Genomic DNA, 24590 nt, shown 5'->3' on the forward strand with positions numbered 1-24590 from the left:
GGCCGTGTCACGATGTCGGGATGCTCGCGAGGCTGACGACGCGGAACCGCACGGAGTCGGGCCCGCCGCCCGGCCGCCGTGCCCGCGGTGTGGCCCTGGCGGCGACCCTTGCGCTGATCGCCTCGCTCAGCGCATGCGAGACAGGTGACCAACCGAGGGCCGAGAAGCCGGCGGAGCGCGGAGCCGCGACCAGCGGTGCCCCCACCGTGCCGCCCACGCCGTCGGAGAAGCTCGGGCTCGTCGAAGGATGGGGGCCGGATCGAGCCGCGCTGGACCGGGCCGCGAAGATCGTCCGCCGGATGCGTCTGCCCGACCTGGCCGGGCAGGTCATCGTCGCCGAGTGGCGGGGTACGTCGGCGCCGGTCGAGCTGGTGCGTGACCTCCATCTCGGCGGTGTCATCGCGTTCGAGTCCAACGTCGTCTCTGCCGCCCAGATCAAGGCCGTCAACACCGCGCTGACCCGGAGGGTGCGCCGGGCGTGGCCGCTCTTCCTGGGGGTGGATCAAGAGGGCGGCGTCGTCGAACGGATGCGCAGCGCCGCGACGCGTTTCCCGACCTTCATGAGCGCCGGGGCGGCCGACGACGTCGCACTCACCCAGCAGGCGTACGCGGCCAGCGGTGCCGAGCTGCGGGGGCTCGGCTTCAACGTCGACTTCGCCCCCGACGCAGACGTCACCTCCGGGCCGGGGGACCCCACGATCGGGTCGCGGTCCGCGTCGTCGTCCCCCCAGGTCGTGGCCGAACAGGTCATCGCCGCCGCCACCGGGTTCGCCGAGTCCGGGGTGCTACCGGTGATCAAGCACTTCCCGGGCCACGGGTCGGTGCCCGCGGACAGCCACCTGACCCTGCCGGTGCAGACCAAGTCCCGCGACGAGCTCGACGCGTCCGACCTGGTCCCGTTCCGCAGCGCAGTCGAGGCCGGCCTGCCATCGGTGATGGTCGGCCATCTCGACGTGCGGGCCGTCGACCCCCGCGTGCCGTCGTCCCTCTCTCGAGCGGTCGTGACCGACCTGCTCCGTGGCGAGCTCGGCTTCGGAGGGCTGGTAGTGACCGACTCGCTCGCGATGACGGGGGTCACCCGCGGCCGCGACCCCGGGCGCACGGCCGTCCAGGCGCTCCGCGCCGGCTCCGACGTCCTGCTGATGCCGCCGACGCCCGCCGTGGCCCGCACAGCACTCGTCCGCGCGGTGAGGACGGGCGTGCTCTCCCGTCGGCGCCTCGAACAGGCCGCCGCCCGGCAGATCGCCCTCTTGGCCCACCTGTCCGGCGGAAGGGGAGCACCGGTCGGATCCGCCCGCGGCGCCTCTCGACGGCTCTCGGCGGCCGCCGTCACCGTCACCGACGGCGCGTGCTCGGGTCGACTGGTGGGGGACGCCGTGCACGCCTACGGCGACTCGGCCGCGGTCAACGGTTTCGTCGCGGCTGCGGGACGGGCGGGGCTCACGGTCCTCCTGCGCCGTTCGCCCCCGGCCAGACTGTCCGACGCGGTGTCCGAGCCCGAGCGCCGGCCGAAGGAGCGCAAGCGGGCCTTCAGGAAGCGCCTCCGCGCGTGGAAGAAGGCCGAGGCGGGACGCGTACGCCGGCTCGCCGCCTGGACCGCACGAGAGGACGCGCGGGTCGCCGTCGGCACGCCCGTCGGCTTCAGCGGCTTCCATGACGCATCCGTCGACGGGGCCGTCGCCGTTGCCACCGACAGTCCGTGGGTGCTCGGCCGGGTGAGCGCGCCCACCCGCATCGCGACCTACGGCGACACCCCGGCAGCGATGGACGTGCTGGTCGAGGTGCTCCTCGGCGAGACCACCGCCCCCGGTCGGCTGCCGGTCAAGGTCGCCGGCGTGGCACGCGCCGGCTGCGCTCACGGCTAGAGCGCGAGCCGCTTGCGCAGCTCGTCTGGACAGGTTGACGCCTTATCCGTCGTGATACACGAAGGTTCTGTCAAGGCTTCCCACACGTATCCCTGCTCCTTGGCTCACCCGCCCGAATGGCCTTATAGAGGGGCCACCCTTGTGCCATCACGCACGCCGCTGGTCGTGGGAACAGCAATCAGGCGCAACCATTCGAAACCGGGGTACCAAACATGGTCAAGCAAGGTGCGCGTCCGCGCAGCCAGGAGTCCGTGGGGACTCGCATCACACGTCGAACCGTGACTCGGGGCATCGCCTGGTCCACGCCCGTGGTGGCAATCGCTACCACGGCACCAGCATTTGCCGTCAGCCCGGTGTGCGAGCCAGTGGTGACGTTCGGCGACGACGCCTGCAAGTGCCCTGGCAAGGGCAACGACTTCACCTACTACCTGCAGTTCTGCGTGAGCGACAGCAACTGTTCGGGCAGCGACTCCGGGACGTTCCGAATCCTGGGTGTCGCGAAGGCGAACTCAACGGCCCTCACTCCGGGACCCAACGCGTGCTACCCCGCCACGACGCCCACCTTGCCGACGCCGCTGGGCGGGTGCTCGACCCAGGTCTTGCGGTTCACCGGCACCAACTCGAGCAACAAGCTGGACGTCACCGTCGAGATCACGTCCGCCGCCGGCACGAGGACGGTCGTGGTCGAGGTTCCCACGCCGCCGCGTGACTGCGCAGTCGAGGCGAACTGCCCGAAGTGCTAGGAGCAGGATGCGGATAGCAGCTCGTTCACGCGAGGGTTGCAAGAAGCGCTAGAAGGGCTCGACCAGCAGGGCCGCACCCTGCCCGGCGACGCGCGTCAGCACGAGGGTCGCCTCCTCGGTGCCGCGCAGCGCGAGCCGCTTGCGCAGCTCCTCGGGCACCACCTGCACGCCCCGCTTCTTGATCGTCAGCCGGCCGATCCCGCGCTCGTGCAGGGCGGCCTTGAGCTGCTTCTCCCGGTAGGGGAGGTGCTCGAGCACCCGGTAGCCGCGGGCGAATGGCGTACGGAAGGACGCGTCGCTGGTGACGTACGCGATGTGCGGATCCACGAGTCCGCCCTGCACGCCGGCGGCCACGGCGGTCACCAGGCCGGCGCGGATGACCGCGCCGTCGGGCTCGTAGAGGTATGCCCCGACGTCTCGCACGTCCACGCCACCCTCGCCGAGCGACGGAGCATCGTCGTCGGTCAGCGTCGCGAGGCCGCGCTCGCCGATGACGGTCGCGCGGCGGGAGGTGGTCGCGAGGCGTGGTGACCACAGCACGGCCTCCTTCACCTCGCCGCCGTCGCTGACCCACTCCGCCTCGACCCCCGCGGGCACCAGGTCGTGACCGATGCCCGGAGCGACCTTGACCAGTGACCGCCGCGTCAGCAGGTCGAGCACCCACGTCCATGGCGGGGTCCATCCCTCCACGTCGAAGACCCGCCCCCGGCCGCCGCGGCGGGCGGGGTCGGCGAAGGCGGCGTCGAAGCCGCTCGGGTCGAGGGTGGTCGCATCTCCCGCCATCACCGCGCCGGCGAGGCCCAGCGCTGCCAGGTTGGCCTCCGCCATCGCCACTCGCACCGGGTCCTGGTCGATCCCTGCTGCCACGAGTCCGGCTCGGGCGAAGGCGAGGAGGTCCCCGCCGATGCCGCAGCCGAGGTCGACGACGCTGCCGCCGGGGATCGCCGCTGCCAGTCGCGCGGCACGATGGTCGGCCACGCGGCTGCGGGTGGCCTGCTCCAGCGCATCGGGGGTGAAGAACATCCGCGGCGCCGCATCGCCGAACTTGGCGACGGCCTTCGCCCGCAGGAGCGCCTGCGTGGTCGCGGCCGCGGACTTCTCGGGGTCGGGCTCGAGGCGGCGTACGACGCTCGCCACGCGCACCGGGTCGCCCGGGTGGTCGGTCCAGGCCTGGGACGCGTGGACCAGCAGGTGCTCGCCCTCGGGGGTCTGCAGCCAGTCCAGCGTCTCGATCTCCACGTGGGCATCCTGTCAGGCCCGCCGGGAGACCACCCGGCTAGCACTCGATTGGGGAGAGTGCTAGCGTCTGTTCTGGCACTCTCACCCTGAGAATGCCAATGCTCACGAGCCTCGGCACGACCCCCGCGACGGCGTGCCGGCCCGGATCGTGGGCCCACGTCCTGGGAGCGACCTGCTCCGCAAAGTCACGCGTTAGAGAAAGTGGAGGTTGATCCGAAGTGTCGGTCAACATCAAGCCCCTCGAGGACCGCATCGTCGTCCAGACGCTCGAAGCCGAGCAGACCACCGCCTCCGGGCTGGTCATCCCGGACACGGCCAAGGAGAAGCCCCAGGAGGGCGAGGTCGTGGCGATCGGTCCCGGTCGTGTCGACGACAACGGCAACCGTGTTCCGCTCGACGTCGCGGTGGGTGACAAGGTCATCTACAGCAAGTACGGCGGCACCGAGGTCAAGTACGCCGGCGAGGAGTACCTCATCCTCTCGGCGCGCGACATCCTCGCCGTAGTTTCCTGATCCCTTCGCCCGGACGTCCTGGGAGCCCGGTCGCTGCTGCGACCGCTCGCCATGACGTCCGGGCGAACCCCTTTCACCCGTTCCTAGGAGCACACAGATGCCCAAGATCCTGGAGTTCGACGAGAACGCCCGCCGCGCACTCGAGCGCGGCGTCGACGCCCTCGCCAACGCCGTCAAGGTGACGCTCGGCCCCAAGGGCCGCTACGTCGTCCTCGACAAGAAGTGGGGCGCGCCCACGATCACCAACGACGGGGTGACCGTCGCGCGTGAGATCGAGCTCGACGACCCGTTCGAGAACCTCGGTGCCCAGCTCACGAAGGAGGTGGCCACCAAGACCAACGACATCGCCGGTGACGGCACCACCACCGCCACCGTGCTCGCCCAGGCGATGGTCCACGAGGGCCTGCGTGCCGTCGCGGCCGGCGCCAACCCGATGGGCCTCAAGCGCGGCATGGACGCCGCGGCCGAGGCCGTCGGCGACGCGCTGCGCGAGGCCGCCCGTGAGGTCGAGACGCGCGAGGACATGGCCTCGGTCGCCACGATCTCCAGCCGTGACAGCCACATCGGCGACCTGCTCGCCGAGGCCTTCGACAAGGTCGGCAAGGACGGCGTGATCACGGTCGAGGAGTCCAACACCATGGGCACCGAGCTCGAGTTCACCGAGGGCATGCAGTTCGACAAGGGCTACATCTCGGCCTACTTCGTCACCGACCCGGAGTCGATGGAGGCCGTCCTGGACGACCCCTACATCCTGCTCCACCAGGGCAAGATCTCCTCGATCCAGGACCTGCTCCCGGTGCTGGAGAAGGTGATCGGGACCGGCAAGCCGCTCTTCATCCTCGCCGAGGACGTCGACGGCGAGGCGCTCTCGACGCTGGTCGTCAACAAGATCCGCGGCACCTTCAACGTCGCGGCCGTCAAGAGCCCCGCGTTCGGTGACCGCCGCAAGGCGATGATGCAGGACATCGCGACCCTGACCGGTGCCCAGGTCGTCGCCCCCGAGGTCGGCCTCAAGCTCGACCAGGTGGGCCTCGAGGTGCTCGGCCAGGCGCGTCGCGTGGTGATCACCAAGGACAACACCACGATCGTCGACGGTGGCGGCGACAGCACCGCTGTCGAGGGCCGCGTCAACCAGATCAAGGCCGAGATCGAGAACACCGACTCCGACTGGGACCGCGAGAAGCTCCAGGAGCGCCTCGCCAAGCTCGCCGGCGGTGTCTGCGTGATCAAGGTCGGCGCCGCCACCGAGGTGGAGCTGAAGGAGAAGAAGCACCGCATCGAGGACGCCGTCTCCGCGACGCGCGCCGCGATCGAGGAGGGCATCGTCCCCGGCGGTGGCTCCGCGCTCATCCACGCCGTCTCGGTGCTCGACGACAACCTCGGCCTCACCGGCGACGAGGCTGCCGGCGTGCGCGTGGTCCGCAAGGCCGCCGACGAGCCGCTGCGCTGGATCGCTGAGAACGGTGGCCAGAACGGCTACGTCGTGACCGCCAAGGTCCGCGAGCTCGGCGTCGGCAACGGCTACAACGCCGCGACCGAGGAGTACGGCGACCTGGTCGCCCAGGGTGTCCTCGACCCGGTCAAGGTCACCCGCTCGGCGCTCGTCAACGCGACCTCCATCGCCGCGATGCTGCTCACCACCGAGACCCTGATCGTCGAGAAGCCCGAGGACGAGGAGCCGGCCGCGGCCGGCCACGGGCACGGCCACGGCCACTGATCGACCCGTCTCGCACGGCCCGCTCCGCCTCACGGCGGGGCGGGCCGTGCGGCATTTCGTGACGCGCACGAAACCCCGTACACAGCACCCACGAAACATCGCCACGGCACCCTGTGACCAACGATCCGGGATCCACGTGGAGGGGGATGCGAATGTTGTGGAGAGTGCGGACCACCCTGGCGGACCGGCCCGGTGCCCTGGCCGAGCTGGCGGGGAGCTGCGGCGCGGCGGGAGTGAACATCCTGGGCCTGCAGGTCTTCCCCGGCGTCGACCGAGTGACCGACGAGCTCGTGCTGCGCACCCCGGAGGACTGGAAGCTCGCTGATCTCGCCGATCTCGTCGAGCGCTCGGGCGGCACCCGGGTGAGCGTGCTGCCCTGCACCGAGGCTGCCCTGGGTGACCAGCCCACCCGCTACGTCCTGGCGGCGCGCAGCATCCTCGCCCAGCCGGCGGGGTTCCCGGAGGTGGTCGCGCGGCTCTTCGACGCCGAGGCCGATCCGGCGGGGTCTGCGCTGGAGCCCGTGCTGAACGGCATGGACCTCGAGATCGGTGACGTATCGGTGCAGCTGCGCCGTCAGGCGCCGTTCACTGCGGCCGAGCACGCTCGGGGTGCGGCTCTCGCCGAGCTGGTGGGCGACGTCCTCGCCGCGGCCACGCACAGCCCTGTGCCCGAGCCCGGTGGTCGCCTGGGGACCGGCACCTCGCCCGCCTTCGAGGTGACCGACACGGCCGTCACGGCGTTCGTCGCCGGGACCCGGGTCGGCTCGGTGACCTGGTCGGTCGGCGTCGACGGCGCCTGGGACCTCGACCTTGCAGTGGATCCCGTGTGGCGCCGGCGCGGCATCGGGTCCCGCCTGCTCCTCGAGGCGGCCCGGGTCGCCCGGACCAGCGACGCGGACGAGATCGTCGTGCGCACCGCGGCGGACAACCAGGCGGTGCTGCCGCTGGTGCTCGGCACCGGACTGCGCGGGAGGATCCGGATGGGCGCAGACGACCTCACTGTGAGGATTCCCGTGCGCCGCCTTGCCAGGGTCAGCGGATGAGCTCACCCAAGTGCACCGTCGCCCCGCTGCGGCCGAACATGGGGACCTTCGTGCCGGACGGCTCGTTCCACAGGAACTGGTCGCCGGGCGTGGGGCCCTGTCCCACCGCCCACGGAGAGTGCCCGTCGCTGAGCCGCAGCAACCGGCCCTCGTCGAAGTCGTAGACGTAGGAGCCGCCCGTCGCGCGGTCGTACGCCGTCATCGTCAGGAAGTCGCCCCCGGCGACCAGGTCTCCCGCGTCCACGCCGCTGTCCTGGACCGTGATGACCTCCTCGCCCTCGGTGGTCATCACCTGGATCCGGTCGTCGCGCACCCCGCCCTCGTAGGTGCCGCAGTACTGGGTCATCGCGATCCTTCCGCCCGCGACGTCGAAGCCGAGCAGGTTGCACCGGTCTCCGAGCCGGGGGTCGAACGAGGTCTCCTCGCCGTCGTCCAGGTCGCGCACGTGCACCATGCCGGCCGCGCCGTTGGAGCTGTCGGTCCAGACGAGCCGGTCGCCGTCGAATCCGAACGACCCGACCCGTAGCCCTTCGTCGCGCACGTCCGACGGGTCGTTCAGGGACACCGACCACAGGTCGAAGCTCTCGCCGCTGGCTCCCGAGTCGTCGGCCTCACCGTCAGGTCCCATCGGCCAACCCCCTTCCGGCACCTGGGTCCTGGTCGCAGGCACCTTGGTGTAGAGGCGCCCGTCCGGTCCGACACGGGCGCCCCACGGGCCGTCGGTGTCGGGGAGACCCGGCCACTGCAGGGTGCTCCAGGAGTCCGTCGAGCGGTCGAACACGTGGGCCGCGAGGGCCGACTCCGGCCCACCTCCCGCCCCGGTCGCGTCCGGGCTCAGCAGCACCAGGCGCTCGCGGCTCAGCTCCGCCGCCCACATCTGGCTCTGCTCCGTGTCCAGCCGCGGCAGCCACTCCTTCTCGCCCGTGGCCGGGTCCAAGAGGGCGAAGCGGGGGTAGAGCTGGTTCGACCGCGGACCGTCGCGGAAGAGGATGAGGCCGTCGTCGGTGACGCCGTCGAAGTACTGGCCGTTGTCGGCGTTGAGGTCCTCGTTGGTGTACGACGTCAGCTCGCGATAGTGCTGCCCCTCGACCGCGGGCCGGGCGTCTCCGAGGTCGATCACCGGGCCCTCGGCGCGGGGCACCCCCGCTGCGGTGAGGTCGGGTGGGGTCGGGTTCAGCCACCACATCGACCCGAGGCCGATGGCTCCGGCGGCCAGGGCACTCGCACCCACCTGGGTGGCGCGGCGCACCCGCAGCCGGCGGCGTCCCGACCCCACGAGGGCGCGTATGTCGCTCCTGTCCTGCGGCGGGTGCCCGCTCGCCTCGCGCATCAGCTCGCGCAGCTCGTTCACCATGAGACAGCTCCTTCGGCCGGCTCGCCGGACGGCGATTCCTCCAGCGTGGACCGGAGCGAGAACAGGGCGCGCGACGTCTGGCTCTTCACGGTGCCCTCCGTGCAGCGCAGCAGCGCCGCGGTGTCGGCGACCGAGAGGTCCTCGAAGTACCGCAGCACCACGCAGGCCCGTTGCCGGGGCGCCAGCCCGGCGAGTGCGGCCATCAGCGCCTCGCGGGTGGCCACGGTCACCGCCACGTCCTCGCTCGAGGCCAGCGTGGGGTCGGCCTCCGCGGGACGTTCGGTGCTGGACCGGCGACGGGCGTGGTCGAGGTAGGCACTCACCACGGCCTTGCGGGCGTAGGCGAGCTCACCACCGTTGCGCACCAGCCGGGGCCACCGGACGTACACCCGGATCAAGCCCTCCTGCACGAAGTCCGAGGCCTGGTCCCAGTCGCCGCACAGCAGGTACGCCGTACGTCGCAGGCGGTCTCGCGACGACTGCGCGAACTCGACGTACGCCGCCTCGTCACGCATTGTTCTGCTCCATGTGTGGCCAAACGGGGTGAGACGCCCTCGAGGTTGCCTGGTGCCGAGCACTTCTTCGCATCAGTCGCCCCAGATGAATCGCCACGGGGTGGAGCAGTCGACCTCGACGTCGATGCGCTCGACCGTGTTGAGGTGGTAGATCCGGTAGCGGTCGCACGCCGTGCGCACGAACTGGTACTTGTGGATCAGGGAGCGTTCGATCGGCCGTGTCCCGAGCTCGCTCCAGGCGTCGAGCTGGGTCGCCTCGACGAACCACTGCGGCGGGTTGCTGCCGGTGAGGACCGAGCGCAGGTCGCTCAGGCCCGGGTCGAGGGTGCGCATGGGCAGCGACCAGAGGTGGGGGTAGGGGGACTCCGCCTGACTGGCCCACTGGACGTCGGCCCGGCCGCCGTAGACGAGCACCTTGTCGCCGGGCCGCGCGGCAGCCGCGATGGCCGCCCCGGTGCGCACCTCCACCGGCACCAGGCCGACGCTCCAGCCGACGGTCCAGGCGACGAGTGAGAGGACGCTCGAGCCCACCACGAATGCCATCGCGGCCGGGGTCCACCGGCGCCGGGAGAGGCGTAGGTGGTCGTGCGCGAGGAGGGCGGCCAGGGCGAGGACGAGGCCAGGGATGGGCACGAAGAGGTAGGGCCGCCAGTAGCTGCCGCTGACCGCGACCCCGACCAGGTCGACGACCAGCACGGCCAGGATCGCGATCGCCGGCACCGCGTCGTGACGCACCAGGGCCGGCAGCCGGACCAGGAAGCAGCCGAGCAGGACCAGCATCCCGACGCCTATGAAGACGAGGAGGAGCACCCAGATCCGGTTGTTCACCCCCTCGCCGCTCTGCGCCGCGATGACGCGGCCGGCGTCGAAGCGGAAGGAGACGGAGGTGTACCACAGCGTCTGCAGCCGTACGCCGACCGCGAGCGCCCAGCCGACCACGACGAGCACCGGCACGGCGGCGCCCGCCACGGCCGCGGCCGCGCAGCGCAGCGCCGCACGGGCGGGCAGCTGGCGGGCGACAACGGAGCCCACGAGCAGGACCCCGCCGAACACCAGGCCGCCGACGATGCTCTGCTTGAGGCCCACCGCGAGCATCGCCAGCAGGCCGGCCACGAACGCGTCGGGCGCCGACACCCGGCGTACCGCCCGCAGCGAGAGCCAGCAGGAGCCGAGCACGAGCGGGATGCCGAACAGCTCGGCCTTGGCTGCCACCGGCTCGATCTGGGCGTTGGTCACCAGCGCGGCGGTCCCCACCGCGACCCAGCCGGCCAGCCGCCGGACGGCCAGCGGGTCCAGGATCCCGGCCCGTCGAGACAGCTCGCGGGTCGCCCCGGCCGCCGCCAGCACGAGCACGGCGCAGGCAAGTGCACCCACGAGGCGGTGGGCGTACGGACCACCGATCGCGTCGGTGGCCCGCAGCAGCCCGATGATCGGCGGGGGACGGTCCACCCAGTAGTGGCCGTAGACCGAGTCGGGCTCGGGATGCCACTCGCGGGCGACCAGCAGGAAGCCCGCCTCGTCGGGTCGCAGTGGCCACAACAGGCCGGGGAACCGGGCCACGAAGGCGGCCGCAGCGGCGATCCACACCATGCGTCCCAGCCGTGTCGAGTCTCCCCCCATGGCGACACTGTCCCAGAGCACCCGCAACGACTTTGTGAGTCAGGCTGGACCGGTTGCGTGCACACTGGGCGGGTGATCACCGCGGCGAACGTGAAGCGGGCCCTCGACCACCCGCTGGGGGCACCCCTCCGCCTCGCCCACCGGGCATCGGTGTGGTCCCTGCACTCCGGCAGTGCCGCCCTGGCCCGGGCGCGGGTCGAGGCGCCGGACGACCCGGAATGGCTGGCGGAGCGGCTGACGCTCTGCGCCAAGACCTTCGAGCGCCCGGCGACCGCCCGTCGACTCGTCAGGTCGGCGCGACGCGTCTTCGCCGGTCACGTCATCCTTGCGGACGACTCCGCACGTCCCATGCAGGCGCCCGACGGGCGTACCGAGGTCATCGACCTGCCCTTCAACTCGGGCGTGCCGCACGGGAGGAACGCGGCACTCGCTCGCGTCCGGACGCCGTACGCCTGGGTGAGCGACGACGACGTCGTCTTCACCAGGGACTCGAGGGTGAGGTCCGCGGTCGAGTTCCTCGAGGCGCACCCGGAGGTCGACGCCGTGTGCGCGACCCAGATCGAGCTGCCCCGCTTGTACATCATCGGATACGGACCCGATTCGCTGTTCCTGCAGCACCGGCCGCCCCTGCGTCCGTTCGGTTCCGAGATCGACGGGCTCCCGGTGGTTCTCATGGGGCCGCCCGTCTACGTCGGCCGCACCGAGTCACTGCTCAAGGTCCCCTACGACGAGCGGATCAGGATGGTCGAGCACCGGGACTTCTTCTCGATGGCGAGCGGCACGCTGGTCTTCGTGCAGGATCCGGCGTTCGTCGTCCTGCACGCGCGCACGCCGTTCAACAAGAGGTACACCTCGTTCCGAAACGACGTCGCGGGCGACCTGGCCTACCTGGGCAGGAAGTGGTCGGGTACCTCGGCCGAGGGCGGCCGCGACCCGGCCGTAGAATGAGTCCGTGGAGATCCCCGAGAAGTTCGCTGCCCTGGGCCTCACCTACGACGACGTGCTGCTGCTGCCGGGCGAGTCCGACCTCGCGCCGAGCGACATCGACACCACCACGCGCCTGACGCGCGAGATCTCCGTCAGGGTGCCGCTGATCAGCGCCGCGATGGACACCGTCACCGAGTCGCGCATGGCGATCGCGATGGCCCGCGAGGGCGGCATGGGCGTCCTGCACCGCAACCTCTCGATCGAGGACCAGGCGCGCCAGGTCGACCTGGTGAAGCGGACCCAGACCGGGATCATCTCCAACCCCGTCACCATCGGTCCCGACGCGACGCTGGAGGAGCTCGACCGGATCTGCGGCGAGTACCGCGTCTCGGGCCTGCCCGTCGTCGACCTCGACGACCGGCTCCTCGGCATCATCACCAACCGCGACCTGCGCTTCACCCCGGTGGCGGAGTGGGCGACCACCAAGGTCACGGAGGTGATGACCAGCGAGGGCCTGATCACCGGTCCGATCGGCATCTCCCGCGAGGAGGCCACCTCCCTCCTGCGCGCCCACAAGCGCGAGCGGCTGCCGCTCGTCGACGCGGACGGTCGCCTCGGTGGACTGATCACGGTCAAGGACTTCGTCAAGGGCGAGCAGTTCCCCCACGCGTCGTACGACGCCGACGGGCGCCTGCTCGTGGGCGCGGCGATCGGCTACTTCGGCGACGCCTGGGAGCGCGCGACCACGCTCGTCGAGGCCGGGGTCGACGTGCTGGTCGCCGACACCGCCCACGGACACGTCCACCTGCTGCTCGACATGGTGCGCCGGCTCAAGACCGACCCCGCGACCCGGCACGTGCAGGTCATCGGCGGCAACGTCGCCACGCGCGATGGCGCCCAGGCCTTCGTGGACGCCGGTGCCGACGCCGTCAAGGTCGGGGTCGGACCGGGTTCGATCTGCACCACCCGCGTCGTCACCGGTGTGGGCGTGCCGCAGGTGACCGCGGTCCACGAGGCGTCGCTGGCCACCAAGCCGGCGGGCGTCCCGCTGATCGCCGACGGGGGCATGAAGCACTCCGGCGAGATCGCCAAGGCGCTCGTCGCCGGCGCGGACTCGGTGATGGTGGGCTCGATGCTGGCCGGCTGCGAGGAGTCTCCGGGCGAGGTCGTCTTCGTCAACGGCAAGCAGTTCAAGTCCTACCGCGGCATGGGCTCGCTCGCGGCGATGAGCAGCCGCGGCAAGAAGTCCTACTCCAAGGACCGCTACTTCCAGGCCGAGGTCGCCAGCGACGACAAGATCGTGCCCGAGGGCATCGAGGGCCAGGTCGCCTACCGCGGGCCGCTGTCCGCGGTCGCCCACCAGCTCGTCGGCGGGCTCAACCAGTCGATGTTCTACGTCGGCGCGCGCACCATCCCCGAGCTGCAGGACAAGGGCCGGTTCGTCCGGATCACCTCAGCCTCGCTCAAGGAGAGCCACCCGCACGGCGTGCAGATGACCGTCGAGGCGCCCAACTACTCCGGAGCCTGACCGGCCCGGGTGCTGCTCGACGCGTCAGGGCGTGAAGCCGGCGCGGGTGGGAGCGGAGTCGCCGACCAGGGCCGAGGCCGGCCGGGTGAGCAGCCGGGCGCGCGCCGCCTGCCGGCTGTCCGCCACGACGAAGATCCCCGCGTTGCTCCGCGTCACCAACCCGGGAGACCGGGTGGGATCGCCGCTGGACAGGACGCGGACGGGCAGCCGGGAGCGCCTGCCCGGCACGGCTGACCGGACGAGCACCGCGCCGTTCGACAGGGCTCCCGCCACGTGCAGCTCACCGGCGATCTCCGCGACCGCGGGCGAGGCGTAGGGCGACCAGCTGCCCGCGACGGTGCCGATCCGCCTCCAGTCCGGTCCCGCGAGCCCGCGGACGGTCAGCTGCCCGGTGGCGGCGACCTGGTGGAGGTAGGTGGTGCCGTCGCCGGCGCGCGTCAGCGCGGGGGTGGAGGTGATCGAGCCGGCCGGGCCGGGCAGCCGGACGAGTCGCCCGCGCTCCACGCTCTGGGCGTACGTGGCGCCGCCGGACGTGACGGCCACCAGCCAGGTGCGTCCTGCGCCGTCGTGGCCGAGGACCGGGGCGGTGTGCGTGGCCCACGACCCTGGCCGGCCGACGCGCAGAGGACGGCTCCAGCGGCGCTCCCGGGTGAGTCGGCGGGTGGACAGGTCGCCGGCGGGGGAGATGGTGGCCAGCAGCGGACGCCGGGTGCGGGTGAGCGCCAGGGCAGGACTGGAGGTCGGTGCCGCAGTGCCGACGGCGTGGAGCGCGAACCCGGCTCGGCGCGTGGTGCCGGCGAGCACGCGACCGTCGGTCGTGGTCGCTGCCACCCACGCCTCGCCGCGCGGGTCGAGGACGATCGCGGGGGCTGCGAGCGGGGAGAAGGCACCGGGCACGCCCACGAGGCGGGCTGGTCGTCCCGGACGAGCCACGCGCAGGGTGCCTGCTGCGTCGACCCGGGCGGTCCACGACTCGCCGAGCCCGTCGGAGACGGAGACGACCGGGCGGCTCGAGCCGATCAAGGGGGAGGGGGCGACGTCATCGAGGTGGAGGTAGCGGAACTCGCCCACGGGGACGGTGCGGATCCCGTAGCCACCGGGGGTGGCATGGTTGTACTCCTCGATCGTCACGGTGCCCGGGCCGACGTCGGTCACCCAGGCGACATGGCCGACGCGGCCCGCGTCCGACTGGGCCACGGCGCCGATCGCGGGGATCGTGTCCACGCGGTAGCCCAGGGTCCGAGCCACGTCGTCCCAGTTCCGCGCGTCACCCCAGTGGTGTCCTCGGAAGTGGTTGGAGAAGCCCGCCAGCCGGTTGCGCTCCTGCATCCGCCAGGCCACGAAGCTCGTGCAGTTGCGGAGGACGAAGCCCCAGGCATCGCCGATGGACCCGTTGATCGACCACACGCGTCGCTCGCACGTCGGCTTCGGGCCGCGCGGGTCGTACATGTGGCCGGTGACCGGGTCGAGGACTGGCGGGGGAGGCGGCGGGGGAGGTGGCGGGGTCGGCACCACCGGGTCGGGGGTCTCGCCGGGCTTGTCGGGGGTCGGGGTGGGAGTCGGCGTGGGTGTCGGGAGCGGGGGCGGGGGCGGCGGCTCGATCGGCGCCTGCGGGATGATCGGGCACTGGCCCTGCCACGCCCACGGGTAGTCGTCCGAGGCATGCGCAGCCGGTCCGGACGCGACGAGCAGGGCGGCCGCCACACAGGCGCTCGCCAGACCCGCGGCGACCGCGCGCCGCCCTTGCTTGTTCCCCACGCTGACCACGGTAGGAATCGACAGCAGGGCTCGTGGCGGAATGCCGGAAACTGTGGGAAACATGTGGACCAGTCGTCGCGCCTGACCCCCTCAGGGGTGTATGGGGTCAGTCACTGCCACGGTGCGAGGATCCGGGTCAACGTCTCTCGGTCGTGGAGGCAACGCCGTAGCCACGTTCCGTGGAACGGCCCGCAGGAGTGGTCCAGCCCGGCGGATAGGCTCCCCTGCATGACCGAGATCGAGATCGGCCGTGCCAAGCGCGGTCGCCGCGCCTACTCCTTCGACGACATCGCGATCGTGCCCTCGCGGCGCACCCGCGACCCCGAGGAGGTCAGCACGGCCTGGCAGATCGACGCCTACCGCTTCGAGATCCCCGTCCTCGCCGCGCCGATGGACTCGGTCATGTCGCCCTCGACGGCGATCGCGCTCGGCCAGATGGGCGGGCTCGGGGTGCTCAACCTCGAGGGCCTCTGGACCCGGTACGACGACCCCTCCGGCCTGCTCGAGGAGGTCGCGGGCCTCCAGGGCGCCGACGCGACCCGGCGGATGCAGGAGATCTACGCCGAGCCGATCAAGCCCGAGCTGATCACGGCCCGCCTCAAGGAGGTGCGCGCCGCCGGCGTCACGGTCGCCGGATCGCTCTCGCCGCAGCGCACCAAGGAGCACGTCAAGGCGGTCGTCGACGCCGGCGTCGACATGTTCGTCATCCGCGGCACCACAGTCAGTGCCGAGCACGTCAGCAGCCAGTCGGAGCCGCTGAACCTCAAGGAGTTCATCTACGAGCTCGACGTCCCGGTCATCGTCGGCGGCTGCGCGACCTACCAGGCCGCGCTGCACCTGATGCGGACCGGCGCGGCCGGCGTCCTGGTCGGCTTCGGCGGGGGCGCCGCGCACACCACCCGCACCGTCCTCGGTGTCGCCGTCCCGATGGCCAGTGCCGTGGCAGACGTGGCGGCGGCACGCCGCGACTACCTGGACGAGTCCGGCGGTCGCTACGTCCACGTCATCGCCGACGGGTCCATCGGCAGCTCGGGCGACATCGCCAAGGCGATCGCCTGCGGAGCCGACGCGGTGATGATCGGCTCCCCCCTCGCGCGGGCGAGCGAGGCTCCCGGGCGCGGCTTCCACTGGGGGAGCGAGGCGACCCACGCCGAGCTGCCGCGCGGCGAGCGCGTGGAGTTCGAGCCGGTGGGGTCGCTGGAGGAGATCATGTTCGGCCCCTCCCGCGTCGCCGACGGCACGATGAACCTGCTCGGCGCCCTGCGCCGGGCCATGGCGACCACGGGCTACACCGAGCTCAAGGAGTTCCAGCGCATCGAGGTCGTCGTCCAGCACTGACGCCGGACCCGGCGCCGGACTGGGCGGGGCTGAGAGACTGTCGGCATGACGCTCGCCAAGGCCCTCGATGCCGACCAGCGCGCCGACGCGCTCCAGCACCTCGGGTCCGGAGAGCTCGACGTCCTGGTCGTCGGCGGCGGGATCGTCGGGGTGGGCGCGGCGCTCGATGCCGTGACGCGCGGGCTGAAGGTCGGCCTGGTCGAGCAGCGTGACATCGCCTCGGGTACGTCCTCGCGCTCGTCCAAGCTCGTCCACGGCGGCCTCCGCTACCTGGAGATGTTCGACTTCGCCCTCGTCAAGGAGGCGCTGGAGGAGCGTGGCCTGCTGCTGACCCGGCTGGCGCCGCACCTCGTGCGCCCGGTGCCGTTCCTCTACCCGCTCGAGCACGCGTGGGAGAGGCCCTACGTCGGGGCCGGCGTCGCGCTCTACGACGCCATGGCGATGGCCGGGAAGTACGACATGGGCGTGCCCCGGCACAAGCACGTCTTCCGCAAGCAGCTGGCCCGCATGGCCCCCGACATCAGGACCGACAAGCTGCACGGCGCCATCCGCTACTACGACTGCCAGGTCGACGACGCGCGGCTGGTGATGACCATCGCCCGCACCGCCGCCAACAACGGTGCTCACATCGCCACCCGGACGAAGGTCACCGGCTTCCTGCGGGAGGGGGACGCCGAGGGCGGGAGGGTCGTGGGCGTCAGCGCTCGCGACCTCGAGGGCCAGCGTGACCTCGAGATCCGCGCCCGGGTGGTGATCAACGCCGCCGGCGTGTGGACCGACCAGGTCCAGGACCTGATCGGCGGCGAGGCGCAGCTCGACGTCGACGCCAGCAAGGGCATCCACCTCGTGGTGCCGAGGGACCGCATCCGGTCCGCGTGCGGCTTCATCACCAAGACCGAGAAGTCGGTGTTGTTCGTCATCCCGTGGGGCCACTTCTGGATCATCGGGACCACCGACACTGCCTGGGACCTCGACCTGGCCCACCCCGCGGCCAGCCGGACCGACATCGAGTACGTCCTCGGCCACGTCAACAGGCTGCTCAAGGACCCGCTCGACCAGCGCGACGTGGTCGGCGTGTACGCCGGGCTCCGGCCGCTGCTCAAGCCGATGCGCAAGGAGGGCGAGATGGGGGAGACCACCAAGCTCTCCCGCGAGCACACGGTCACCAACCCGGTGCCGGGCCTCGTGCTGGTCGCCGGCGGCAAGCTGACGACGTACCGGGTCATGGCGAAGGACGCGGTCGACCACGCCATCCGCGACTTCGACGCGACCCCCGCCTCGATCACCGACCAGGTGCCGCTGATGGGCGCCTGGGGCTTCGAGGCGCGCACCAACCAGCGGGTCGCCCTCAGCCGGTCGTCCGGTCTCGACATCGGCGTGATCGACCACCTGCTGGGGCGCTACGGCGGTCTCGTCGAGGAGGTCCTCGCCCTGATCCACCGGCGTCCGGACCTGGGGGAGCCCCTTCCCGGGGCGGAGCACTACCTGCGCGCCGAGGTGCTCTACGCCGTCACGCACGAGGGCGCCCGCCACCTCGACGACGTGCTGGCGCGGCGCACGCGCGTGTCGATCGAGACCTTCGACCGCGGCATCGTCGCCGCCCGCCCGGCCGCGGAGCTGATGGCCGAGGCGCTGGGCTGGGACGACGCCCAGCGCGACGACGAGGTCGACCACTACCTGCGGCGCGTCGAGGCCGAGCGCCAGAGCCAGCTGATGCCGACCGACCAGGAGGCGGACGAGGCGCGGGTCCAGGCGCCGGAGATCGTCTGAGCGCCCGGGCGCGTCAGAGACGCTGGATCGGCCCGGGCGACGCCAGGCCGAAGGCCTCGCGCAGGCCGGACGGCTGGCCCGAGGCCTCGAGCGCGTCCGCGGACTTGCCGACCGGCCGGGCCCAGGGCCACACGTGCACGCCCATGAGGACCAGCGAGACCAGCGCACCGACCGCGTAGACGAGGAAGCCGCCCTCGGGCAGCACGAACGCGAGGCCGATCGACGCGATGGCGACGGCCTCACAGATGGCGAACCGCAGGATCATCCCGGTCTGGTAGCGCACCTTGGCCTGGGCGGCGGCCTGGTCGTCGTCGACGGAGGGGTCGAGAGGGACCGTGCGGTAGCCGATCGCCTCCAGCGTGAGGTGCACCGCCACCCCGGCCACGATCTGCGCGAGCGGGACCCAGGCCGCGGGTGCCTCGTCGGTCGGCAGCACGAAGGACAGCGCCAGGCCGAGGACGACCAGCCCGCCCATGAGGGATCCGGTCAGGATGCGGTGCTGGGAAGGGAACGGATCGGGCGACTCGGACGACATGGAGCGACCCTAGCGAGTGGCGCGGTCCCGCCCCCGCATTGGACAAATAGTCCCGAAGTGTCAAATGCTGGGACGAAGTGACCAACCAGTAGCAACCGCGTCGACGCCGTCCTACTCTGCAGGGATGAGCGAGCAGAGCCCGACCACCCCGGGGCGCCCCGGCCACATCACCGACGGCCCGGCCGACCCCGAGCACGACAGCAGCGCGGCCTACGGCCTCGACCGCTCGTACGTCGCCAGCCTGACCCGCCGCGTGGCGAGCACCTCCGGCGAGACGCACGCCGTGTCGTCGCCGATCGGCCACACCCCGCTCGCGCACGTGCCGCAGTCGAGCCAGGCCGACGTGGCCGACGCGTTCGCGCGCGCCCGCAAGGCGCAGGTGTCGTGGGCAGCCACGACGATCGACCAGCGCGCCGCCTGCCTGCTCCGCCTGCACGACCTGCTCCTCGACCGCCAGGACGAGCTGATCGACCTCGTCGTGTGGGAGTCGGGCAAGGCCCGCAAGGACGCCTACCTCGAGGTGGCCCACCTCGCGCTGACCGCGCGCTACTACGCCCGCACCGCGCACGAGCACCTCGACACGCAGCGCGTCGGTGGCATGTTTCCCCTCCTCACCCGGGCCGAGGTCCACCGCGTGCCCAAGGGCGTCGTCGGGATCATCTCGCCCTGGAACTACCCCCTCACCATGGCTCTGTGCGACGGCCTCCCGGCCCTGCTCGCCGGCAACGCGGTGGTCGCCAAGCCCGACGCGCAGACGATGCTCACCGCGCTGCTCGCCGTGCAGCTCCTGGACGAGGCCGGCTTCCCGCCCGAGGTGTGGCAGGTCGTCGCCGGGCCCGGTCCGGAGATCGGCGGCGCCTTGGTCGCCGCGGCCGACTACATCTGCTTCACCGGCTCCACCGCGACCGGCAAGCTGATCGCCCGCCAGTGCGCCGACCGGCTGGTCGGCTGCTCGCTGGAGCTCGGCGGCAAGAACCCGATGCTGGTCCTGCGCGACGCAGACGTCCAGCGCGCGGCGGAGGGCGCCACCCGCGCCGTGTTCTCCAACGCCGGGCAGCTCTGCGTCTCGATGGAGCGACTCTTCGTCGCCGACCAGGTCTACGACAGGTTCGTCGACGCCTTCGTCTCCCGGACGGAGGCCATGACGCTGGGAGCCGGCCACGACTGGAGCGTCGACATGGGGTCCCTCATCTCCCAGGCCCAGCTCGACACCGTGACCGCCCATGTCGAGGACGCGGTCGCCAAGGGCGCGCAGGTCCTCACCGGCGGCCGGGCGCGCCCCGACCTCGGCCCGTTCGTCTACGAGCCGACGATTCTCGAGGGGGTCTCCGCCGACATGCAGTGCTTCGGCCACGAGACGTTCGGCCCCGTCGTCGCGCTCTACCGGTTCCACAGCGAGGACGAGGCGGTCGAGCGCGCCAACGACGGGTCGTACGGCCTCAACGCCTCGGTCTACACCCGTGACGGGGCGCGCGGCCGGGCACTCGCGCGCCGGATCAAGTGCGGCACGGTCAACGTCAACGAGGCCTTCGGCGCGACGTTCGGCTCGCTCGGTGCGCCCATGGGCGGCATGCGCGAGTCGGGCATGGGTCGTCGCCAGGGAGCCGAGGGGATCCACCGCTACACCGAGGCGCAGTCGGTCGCCACGCAGCGACTCGTCCCGATCGCGCCGATGTTCGGGATGTCGGAGGAGGTCAACGCCAAGGTGCTGACCGCGTCGCTCCGGCTGCTCAACAAGTTGGGACGTGCGTGAGCACTCCCCCCATGATCCAGCACTACGACGTCCTGGTCATCGGCTCCGGCTTCGGTGGCTCGGTCACCGCCCTTCGCCTGACCGAGAAGGGCTACAAGGTCGGCGTGCTCGAGGCCGGCGCCCGGTTCGACGACGGTGACTTCCCGGCGACGTCCTTCGACGCCAGGCGGTTCCTCTTCGCCCCCACGCTGGGCCTCTACGGCATCCAGCGCATCGACATGGTCAAGGACTGCCTGATCCTCGCCGGAGCGGGCGTCGGCGGCGGTTCGCTGGTCTACGCCAACACCCTCTACGAGCCCCTCGACGCGTTCTACCGTGACCCGTCCTGGGCGCACATCACCGACTGGAAGAGCGAGCTCGCGCCCTACTACGACCAGGCCAAGCGGATGCTGGGCGTGGTGGACAACCCGCGGCACACGCCGTCCGACGTGGTGATGAAGCAGGTCGCCGAGGACATGGGCGTCGGTCACACGTTCCACCCCACCCCGGTCGGGGTCTTCTTCGGCGGACCGGACGCCCGGGGCGGGGAGCAGGTCGCCGATCCGTACTTCGGTGGGGCCGGGCCGGCGCGCAACGCCTGCCTCAACTGCGGTGAGTGCATGACCGGGTGCCGCCACAACGCCAAGAACACGCTGGTCAAGAACTACCTCCACCTCGCCGAGCGGGCGGGTGCGGTGGTGCACCCGCTCACCACGGCGACCCGCGTACGCCCCCTGGACGGCGGCGGCTACGAGGTCACCACACGGTGGACCAAGGCCAAGCTGTCGCGACGCACGGCCACCAGGACCTTCACCGCCGACCAGGTCGTCTTCTCCGCGGCGGCGCTCGGCACCCAGAAGCTGCTCCACGAGCTGAAGGGCGAAGGCCACCTGCCCCGGATCAGCGACCGGCTCGGGGTGCTCACCCGCACCAACTCCGAGGCGATCCTCGGCGCTCTGGCGCCCGACGCCTCGACCGACTTCACCGAGGGCGTCGCGATCACGTCGTCGTGGCACCCCGACGAGGTCACCCACATCGAGCCGGTGCGCTACGGCAAGGGCTCCAACGCGATGGCGCTGATGCAGACCGTGCTCGCCGACGACACCCCCGGACGGTCCCGGGTGCGGACGTGGCTGCGCGAGCTCTGGGCGCAACGGCGTACGGCCCTCGACCTCTACGACTTCAAGCACTGGTCTGAGCGCACCGTGATCGCGCTGGTGATGCAGACCCTCGACAACTCGATCACCACCAAGGGAGTCAAGGGCCGCTTCGGCTGGCGGATGACCAGCGAGCAGGGGCACGGCCTGCCCAACCCGACCTACATCCCCATCGCCTACGAAGCGACCCGCCGGATGGCCGAGGTCCTCGGCGGGACGCCGGGAGGCAACGTGGGTGAGGTCTTCAACCGGCCGCTGACTGCGCACTTCATCGGAGGCTGCACGATCGGCGACTCCCCGGAGACAGGCGTCGTGGACCCCTGGCAGCGCCTGTACGGCCACGAGGGACTGCACGTGGTCGACGGCTCGGCGGTCTCGGCCAACCTGGGGGTCAACCCGTCGCTGACGATCACCGCGCAGGCCGAGCGCGCGATGGCGTTCTGGCCCAACAAGGGCGAGGCGGACCCGCGCCCGGAGCTGGGGGCGGCCTACCGCCGGCTCGCCCCGGTGGAGCCGAAGAACCCGGTCGTGCCGGAGGCCGCCCCCGGGGCGCTGCGCCTGCCGATCGTCGACGTGAGCTGAGCCCGAGGCGAACGTCGCCGAGAACCCGCACCAGAACCCGGACCATTTACCGGGGAGTGGGCCGTAACCACCCTCCGGAGAGGTCGTTGGGCCGAGTGAGGGCTCCGGCAGTCATGCTCCCTCCCAAGGGCCGGAACCCTCGATCTCGGCGCTGTCTTTTCAGTCGCTGGGAGTCAAGCACCAGGGCCTGGTCACCCTCCCTCCCCGATCAGGCCCTGGTGCGATTTGTCGCCATGGCACGCCGATAGACTCCGTCTGTGACGCAGCCCCCCGAGCACGACCTGGTCCTCGTCGTCGACTTCGGCGCCCAGTACGCCCAGCTCATCGCGCGGCGCGTCCGCGAGGCGCGGGTCTACTCCGAGATCGTCCCGCACACGATGCCGGTCGCCGACATGCTCGCGCGCAAGCCGAAGGCGATCATCCTGTCCGGCGGCCCGTCCAGCGTGTACGCCGACGGCGCTCCCGGCATCGACACCGGGGTCTTCACGGCCGGGGTGCCGGTCTTCGGCATGTGCTACGGCTTCCAGCTGATGGCCGCCGGCCTCGGCGGCGAGGTCGCCCACACCGGCGCGCGCGAGTACGGACGTACGCCGGTCACCGTCTCCGAGCCGGGCACCCTCCTCGAAGGCATCCCCGCCCAGCACAAGGTCTGGATGTCCCACGGCGATTCGGTGGCGCAGGCCCCCGCGGGCTTCACCGTCCTCGCCTCCACCGACGGCACCCCCGTCGCCGCCTTCGAGGACGTCGACCGCGGCCTCGCCGGCGTGCAGTGGCACCCCGAGGTGCTGCACTCCGAGCACGGCCAGAAGGTGCTCGAGCACTTCCTCCACAACATCGCCGGCGCCCGTCAGACCTGGACGATGCTCAACATCGCCGAGGAGCAGATCGAGCGCGTGCGCGAGCAGGTCGGCGAGAGCGGCCTGGCCATCTGCGGCCTCTCCGGCGGGGTGGACTCCGCCGTCGCCGCAGCCATCGTGCAGCGGGCGATCGGCGACCGGCTGCACTGCGTGTTCGTCGACCACGGCCTGCTGCGCGAGGGCGAGGCCGAGCAGGTCGAGCGCGACTTCGTCGCCGCGACCGGCGTCAACCTCCACGTCTACGACGCGCGCGAGACGTTCCTCGCCGCCCTCGCCGGGGTCACCGACCCGGAGGAGAAGCGCAAGATCATCGGCCGCGAGTTCATCCGCGCGTTCGAGGCCGCCGAGGTGCAGGTGCTCGGCGAGGCCGCCGAGCACGGCGAGAAGGTCGGCTTCCTCGTCCAGGGCACGCTCTACCCCGACGTGGTCGAGTCCGGCGGTGGCGCCGGCACCTCCAACATCAAGTCCCACCACAACGTCGGCGGCCTGCCGGAGGACCTCGAGTTCGCGCTGGTCGAGCCGCTCCGCACGCTGTTCAAGGACGAGGTCCGCCTCGTCGGCGAGCAGCTGGGCCTGCCCGCCGAGATGGTGTGGCGCCAGCCCTTCCCCGGCCCGGGGCTCGGCATCCGGATCATCGGCGAGGTGACCGCCGACCGGCTCGACATCCTCCGCCGGGCCGACGCCATCGCGCGCCAGGAGCTGACCCGCGCCGGCCTGGATCGCGACATCTGGCAGATGCCGGTCGTGCTGCTCGCCGACGTGCGCTCCGTCGGCGTACAGGGTGACGGGCGGACCTACGGCCACCCCGTCGTGATCCGCCCCGTCACGTCCGAGGACGCGATGACGGCCGACTGGGCCCGGCTGCCCTACGACGTCATGGAGCGGATCTCGACCCGGATCACCAACGAGGTCGCCGAGGTCAACCGGGTCACCCTCGACATCACCTCGAAGCCCCCGGGCACCATCGAGTGGGAGTGAGGAAGGACTGACCTGCCGGCGCCACGGCTCAGCGGACCCTGAGCCTGCGGCTCCAGGCGGTGGTGCTGCCTGCGGCGTTGCGGGCGACCACACCGCAGGACACGGTCTTGCCGCGTAGTGCCCGCGTGATCCTCAGCTTCGATGACGTCGCGCCCGCCTTGACCTTGCTGCCGACCTTCCACTTGTACGCGTAGGACGTGGGGCTGCCCGACCAGGTGCCCCGGGAGCACACGAGCCGAGCACCCTGCTTCGCCAGGCGAGGCGCGGTGAGCCTGGCGGGCGCGGACCCGGTGCTCGGGGGCGTGACGACGGGCGGCGGGGGAGTCGTGACGGTGCCACCGCCGTTGGAGATCGTGATCGTGTGCTGGTGCAGGACGTCGGTGTAGATCTGGTGGTTGAGGTAGGTGCAGACCAGGTAGGTGCCTGCCACCCGCGGACTCCAGACGATCGGGATGGAGTACGGCTCGGCGTTGCCTGCGTGGACCGCGGTGGCCACCAGGTCGCCGCCGATGCTGGAGCTGCCGGATGCCACGGTCGGTGCGTTCATCACCGACGGCGGGCATGAGCTCACCACAGCCGTCGGAAGCGCGAACACCTCGAGCCACCGGTCGAGGTAGTGGTCCGCGAGCACGCCGTTGGCGGTGAGGACCACGGGCAGGCCGACGGTCCCGGTCGCGGGTCCGGCGACGGTGAGGGTGTCGCCCTCGATGGCTGTCGACGGCGCAACGGTCGCTGCGACGATGGTGGCGGCCCCGGCGAGCACGCCGGCGGCCCTGCGAGAGCAACGTGTCCTGGTCATGTGGGTTCTCCCTGTCGTGAG

At 71.7% G+C, this 24590-nt stretch carries 19 protein-coding genes; 12 read left to right on the top strand and 7 right to left on the bottom strand.

All coding sequences use genetic code 11. From position 1 onward, the window contains the following. Positions 1-20: 20 nt before the first annotated feature. Together J3P44_RS20820 and J3P44_RS20825 are read left to right on the top strand one after the other, a co-directional pair. Complete coding sequence (locus J3P44_RS20820; RefSeq protein WP_255892386.1) at positions 21-1865, top strand: glycoside hydrolase family 3 protein; 1845 nt, start codon at positions 21-23, stop codon at positions 1863-1865. 353 nt (positions 1866-2218) lie between these two features. Beyond that, positions 2219-2608 carry a hypothetical protein gene (locus J3P44_RS20825; RefSeq protein ID WP_255892387.1) on the top strand — a complete coding sequence of 130 codons (390 nt, stop codon included), beginning with the start codon at positions 2219-2221 and terminating at the stop codon, positions 2606-2608. A gap of 48 nt (positions 2609-2656) precedes the next feature. Here J3P44_RS20825 and J3P44_RS20830 read toward each other — a convergent pair whose 3' ends face one another. After that, positions 2657-3847, bottom strand: coding sequence for a class I SAM-dependent methyltransferase (locus J3P44_RS20830; protein WP_255892388.1), 1191 nt, complete (start codon positions 3845-3847; stop codon positions 2657-2659). Between the two features lie 218 nt (positions 3848-4065). Between J3P44_RS20830 and groES the strand changes: the two genes are divergently transcribed. From groES to J3P44_RS20845, 3 genes are all read left to right on the top strand, one after another. After that, positions 4066-4359: a co-chaperone GroES gene (groES, locus tag J3P44_RS20835; protein ID WP_255892389.1), complete on the top strand. Its 294-nt coding sequence runs from the start codon at positions 4066-4068 to the stop codon at positions 4357-4359. Between the two features lie 97 nt (positions 4360-4456). Further along, positions 4457-6076, top strand: coding sequence for a chaperonin GroEL (gene groL, locus J3P44_RS20840; RefSeq protein ID WP_255892390.1), 1620 nt, complete (start codon positions 4457-4459; stop codon positions 6074-6076). A 164-nt stretch (positions 6077-6240) separates the two neighbouring features. Then, entirely contained in the window at positions 6241-7119 is an 879-nt protein-coding gene (locus J3P44_RS20845) for a GNAT family N-acetyltransferase (RefSeq protein WP_255892391.1), read from the top strand. On the opposite strand, the gene J3P44_RS20850 is transcribed toward J3P44_RS20845, so the two are convergent. The 3 genes from J3P44_RS20850 to J3P44_RS20860 all read right to left on the bottom strand — a co-directional run bounded on the left by J3P44_RS20850 (position 7109) and on the right by J3P44_RS20860 (position 10608). Then, the gene (locus J3P44_RS20850; RefSeq protein WP_255892392.1) at positions 7109-8473 is read right to left on the bottom strand and encodes a hypothetical protein; all 1365 of its coding nucleotides are present in this window, start codon (positions 8471-8473) and stop codon (positions 7109-7111) included. The two genes, J3P44_RS20845 and J3P44_RS20850, sit on opposite strands and share 11 nt — an antisense overlap. Then, positions 8467-8988 carry a SigE family RNA polymerase sigma factor gene (locus tag J3P44_RS20855; protein ID WP_255892393.1) on the bottom strand — a complete coding sequence of 174 codons (522 nt, stop codon included), beginning with the start codon at positions 8986-8988 and terminating at the stop codon, positions 8467-8469. Before J3P44_RS20855 ends, J3P44_RS20850 begins: the two co-directional genes overlap by 7 nt. 72 nt (positions 8989-9060) lie before the next feature. After that, positions 9061-10608, bottom strand: coding sequence for a hypothetical protein (locus J3P44_RS20860; protein WP_255892394.1), 1548 nt, complete (start codon positions 10606-10608; stop codon positions 9061-9063). A gap of 72 nt (positions 10609-10680) precedes the next feature. On the opposite strand from J3P44_RS20860, the gene J3P44_RS20865 reads away from it, so the two are divergent. Together J3P44_RS20865 and guaB are read left to right on the top strand one after the other, a co-directional pair. Continuing rightward, positions 10681-11556, top strand: coding sequence for a glycosyltransferase (locus J3P44_RS20865; protein ID WP_255892395.1), 876 nt, complete (start codon positions 10681-10683; stop codon positions 11554-11556). A 4-nt stretch (positions 11557-11560) separates the two neighbouring features. Next, positions 11561-13063 carry an IMP dehydrogenase gene (gene guaB, locus J3P44_RS20870; RefSeq protein ID WP_255892396.1) on the top strand — a complete coding sequence of 501 codons (1503 nt, stop codon included), beginning with the start codon at positions 11561-11563 and terminating at the stop codon, positions 13061-13063. Between the two features lie 24 nt (positions 13064-13087). On the opposite strand, the gene J3P44_RS20875 is transcribed toward guaB, so the two are convergent. Then, positions 13088-14821: a CHAP domain-containing protein gene (locus tag J3P44_RS20875; RefSeq protein WP_255892397.1), complete on the bottom strand. Its 1734-nt coding sequence runs from the start codon at positions 14819-14821 to the stop codon at positions 13088-13090. Between the two features lie 228 nt (positions 14822-15049). On the opposite strand from J3P44_RS20875, the gene J3P44_RS20880 reads away from it, so the two are divergent. Next, a complete protein-coding gene (locus J3P44_RS20880) occupies positions 15050-16159 on the top strand; it encodes a GuaB3 family IMP dehydrogenase-related protein (protein ID WP_255892398.1) in 1110 nt (369 codons plus the stop codon). A gap of 45 nt (positions 16160-16204) precedes the next feature. Next, on the top strand, positions 16205-17929 hold the full coding sequence (locus J3P44_RS20885; protein WP_255892399.1) for a glycerol-3-phosphate dehydrogenase/oxidase: 1725 nt from the start codon (positions 16205-16207) through the stop codon (positions 17927-17929). A 13-nt stretch (positions 17930-17942) separates the two neighbouring features. On the opposite strand, the gene J3P44_RS20890 is transcribed toward J3P44_RS20885, so the two are convergent. Then, on the bottom strand, positions 17943-18464 hold the full coding sequence (locus J3P44_RS20890; protein WP_255892400.1) for a hypothetical protein: 522 nt from the start codon (positions 18462-18464) through the stop codon (positions 17943-17945). A gap of 124 nt (positions 18465-18588) precedes the next feature. Here J3P44_RS20890 and J3P44_RS20895 point away from each other — a divergent pair, with 124 nt between their 5' ends. From J3P44_RS20895 to guaA, 3 genes are all read left to right on the top strand, one after another. After that, positions 18589-20217, top strand: coding sequence for a succinic semialdehyde dehydrogenase (locus J3P44_RS20895; protein WP_255892402.1), 1629 nt, complete (start codon positions 18589-18591; stop codon positions 20215-20217). Between the two features lie 11 nt (positions 20218-20228). Next, complete coding sequence (locus J3P44_RS20900; RefSeq protein WP_255892586.1) at positions 20229-21935, top strand: GMC oxidoreductase; 1707 nt, start codon at positions 20229-20231, stop codon at positions 21933-21935. Between the two features lie 257 nt (positions 21936-22192). Further along, the gene (gene guaA / locus J3P44_RS20905) at positions 22193-23770 is read left to right on the top strand and encodes a glutamine-hydrolyzing GMP synthase (protein WP_255892403.1); all 1578 of its coding nucleotides are present in this window, start codon (positions 22193-22195) and stop codon (positions 23768-23770) included. Between the two features lie 28 nt (positions 23771-23798). On the opposite strand, the gene J3P44_RS20910 is transcribed toward guaA, so the two are convergent. Continuing rightward, positions 23799-24569, bottom strand: coding sequence for a hypothetical protein (locus tag J3P44_RS20910; protein WP_255892404.1), 771 nt, complete (start codon positions 24567-24569; stop codon positions 23799-23801). Positions 24570-24590: the final 21 nt, after the last annotated feature.

This window comes from Nocardioides astragali (assembly GCF_024436375.1).
GTDB classification, from domain to species: domain Bacteria; phylum Actinomycetota; class Actinomycetes; order Propionibacteriales; family Nocardioidaceae; genus Nocardioides; species Nocardioides astragali.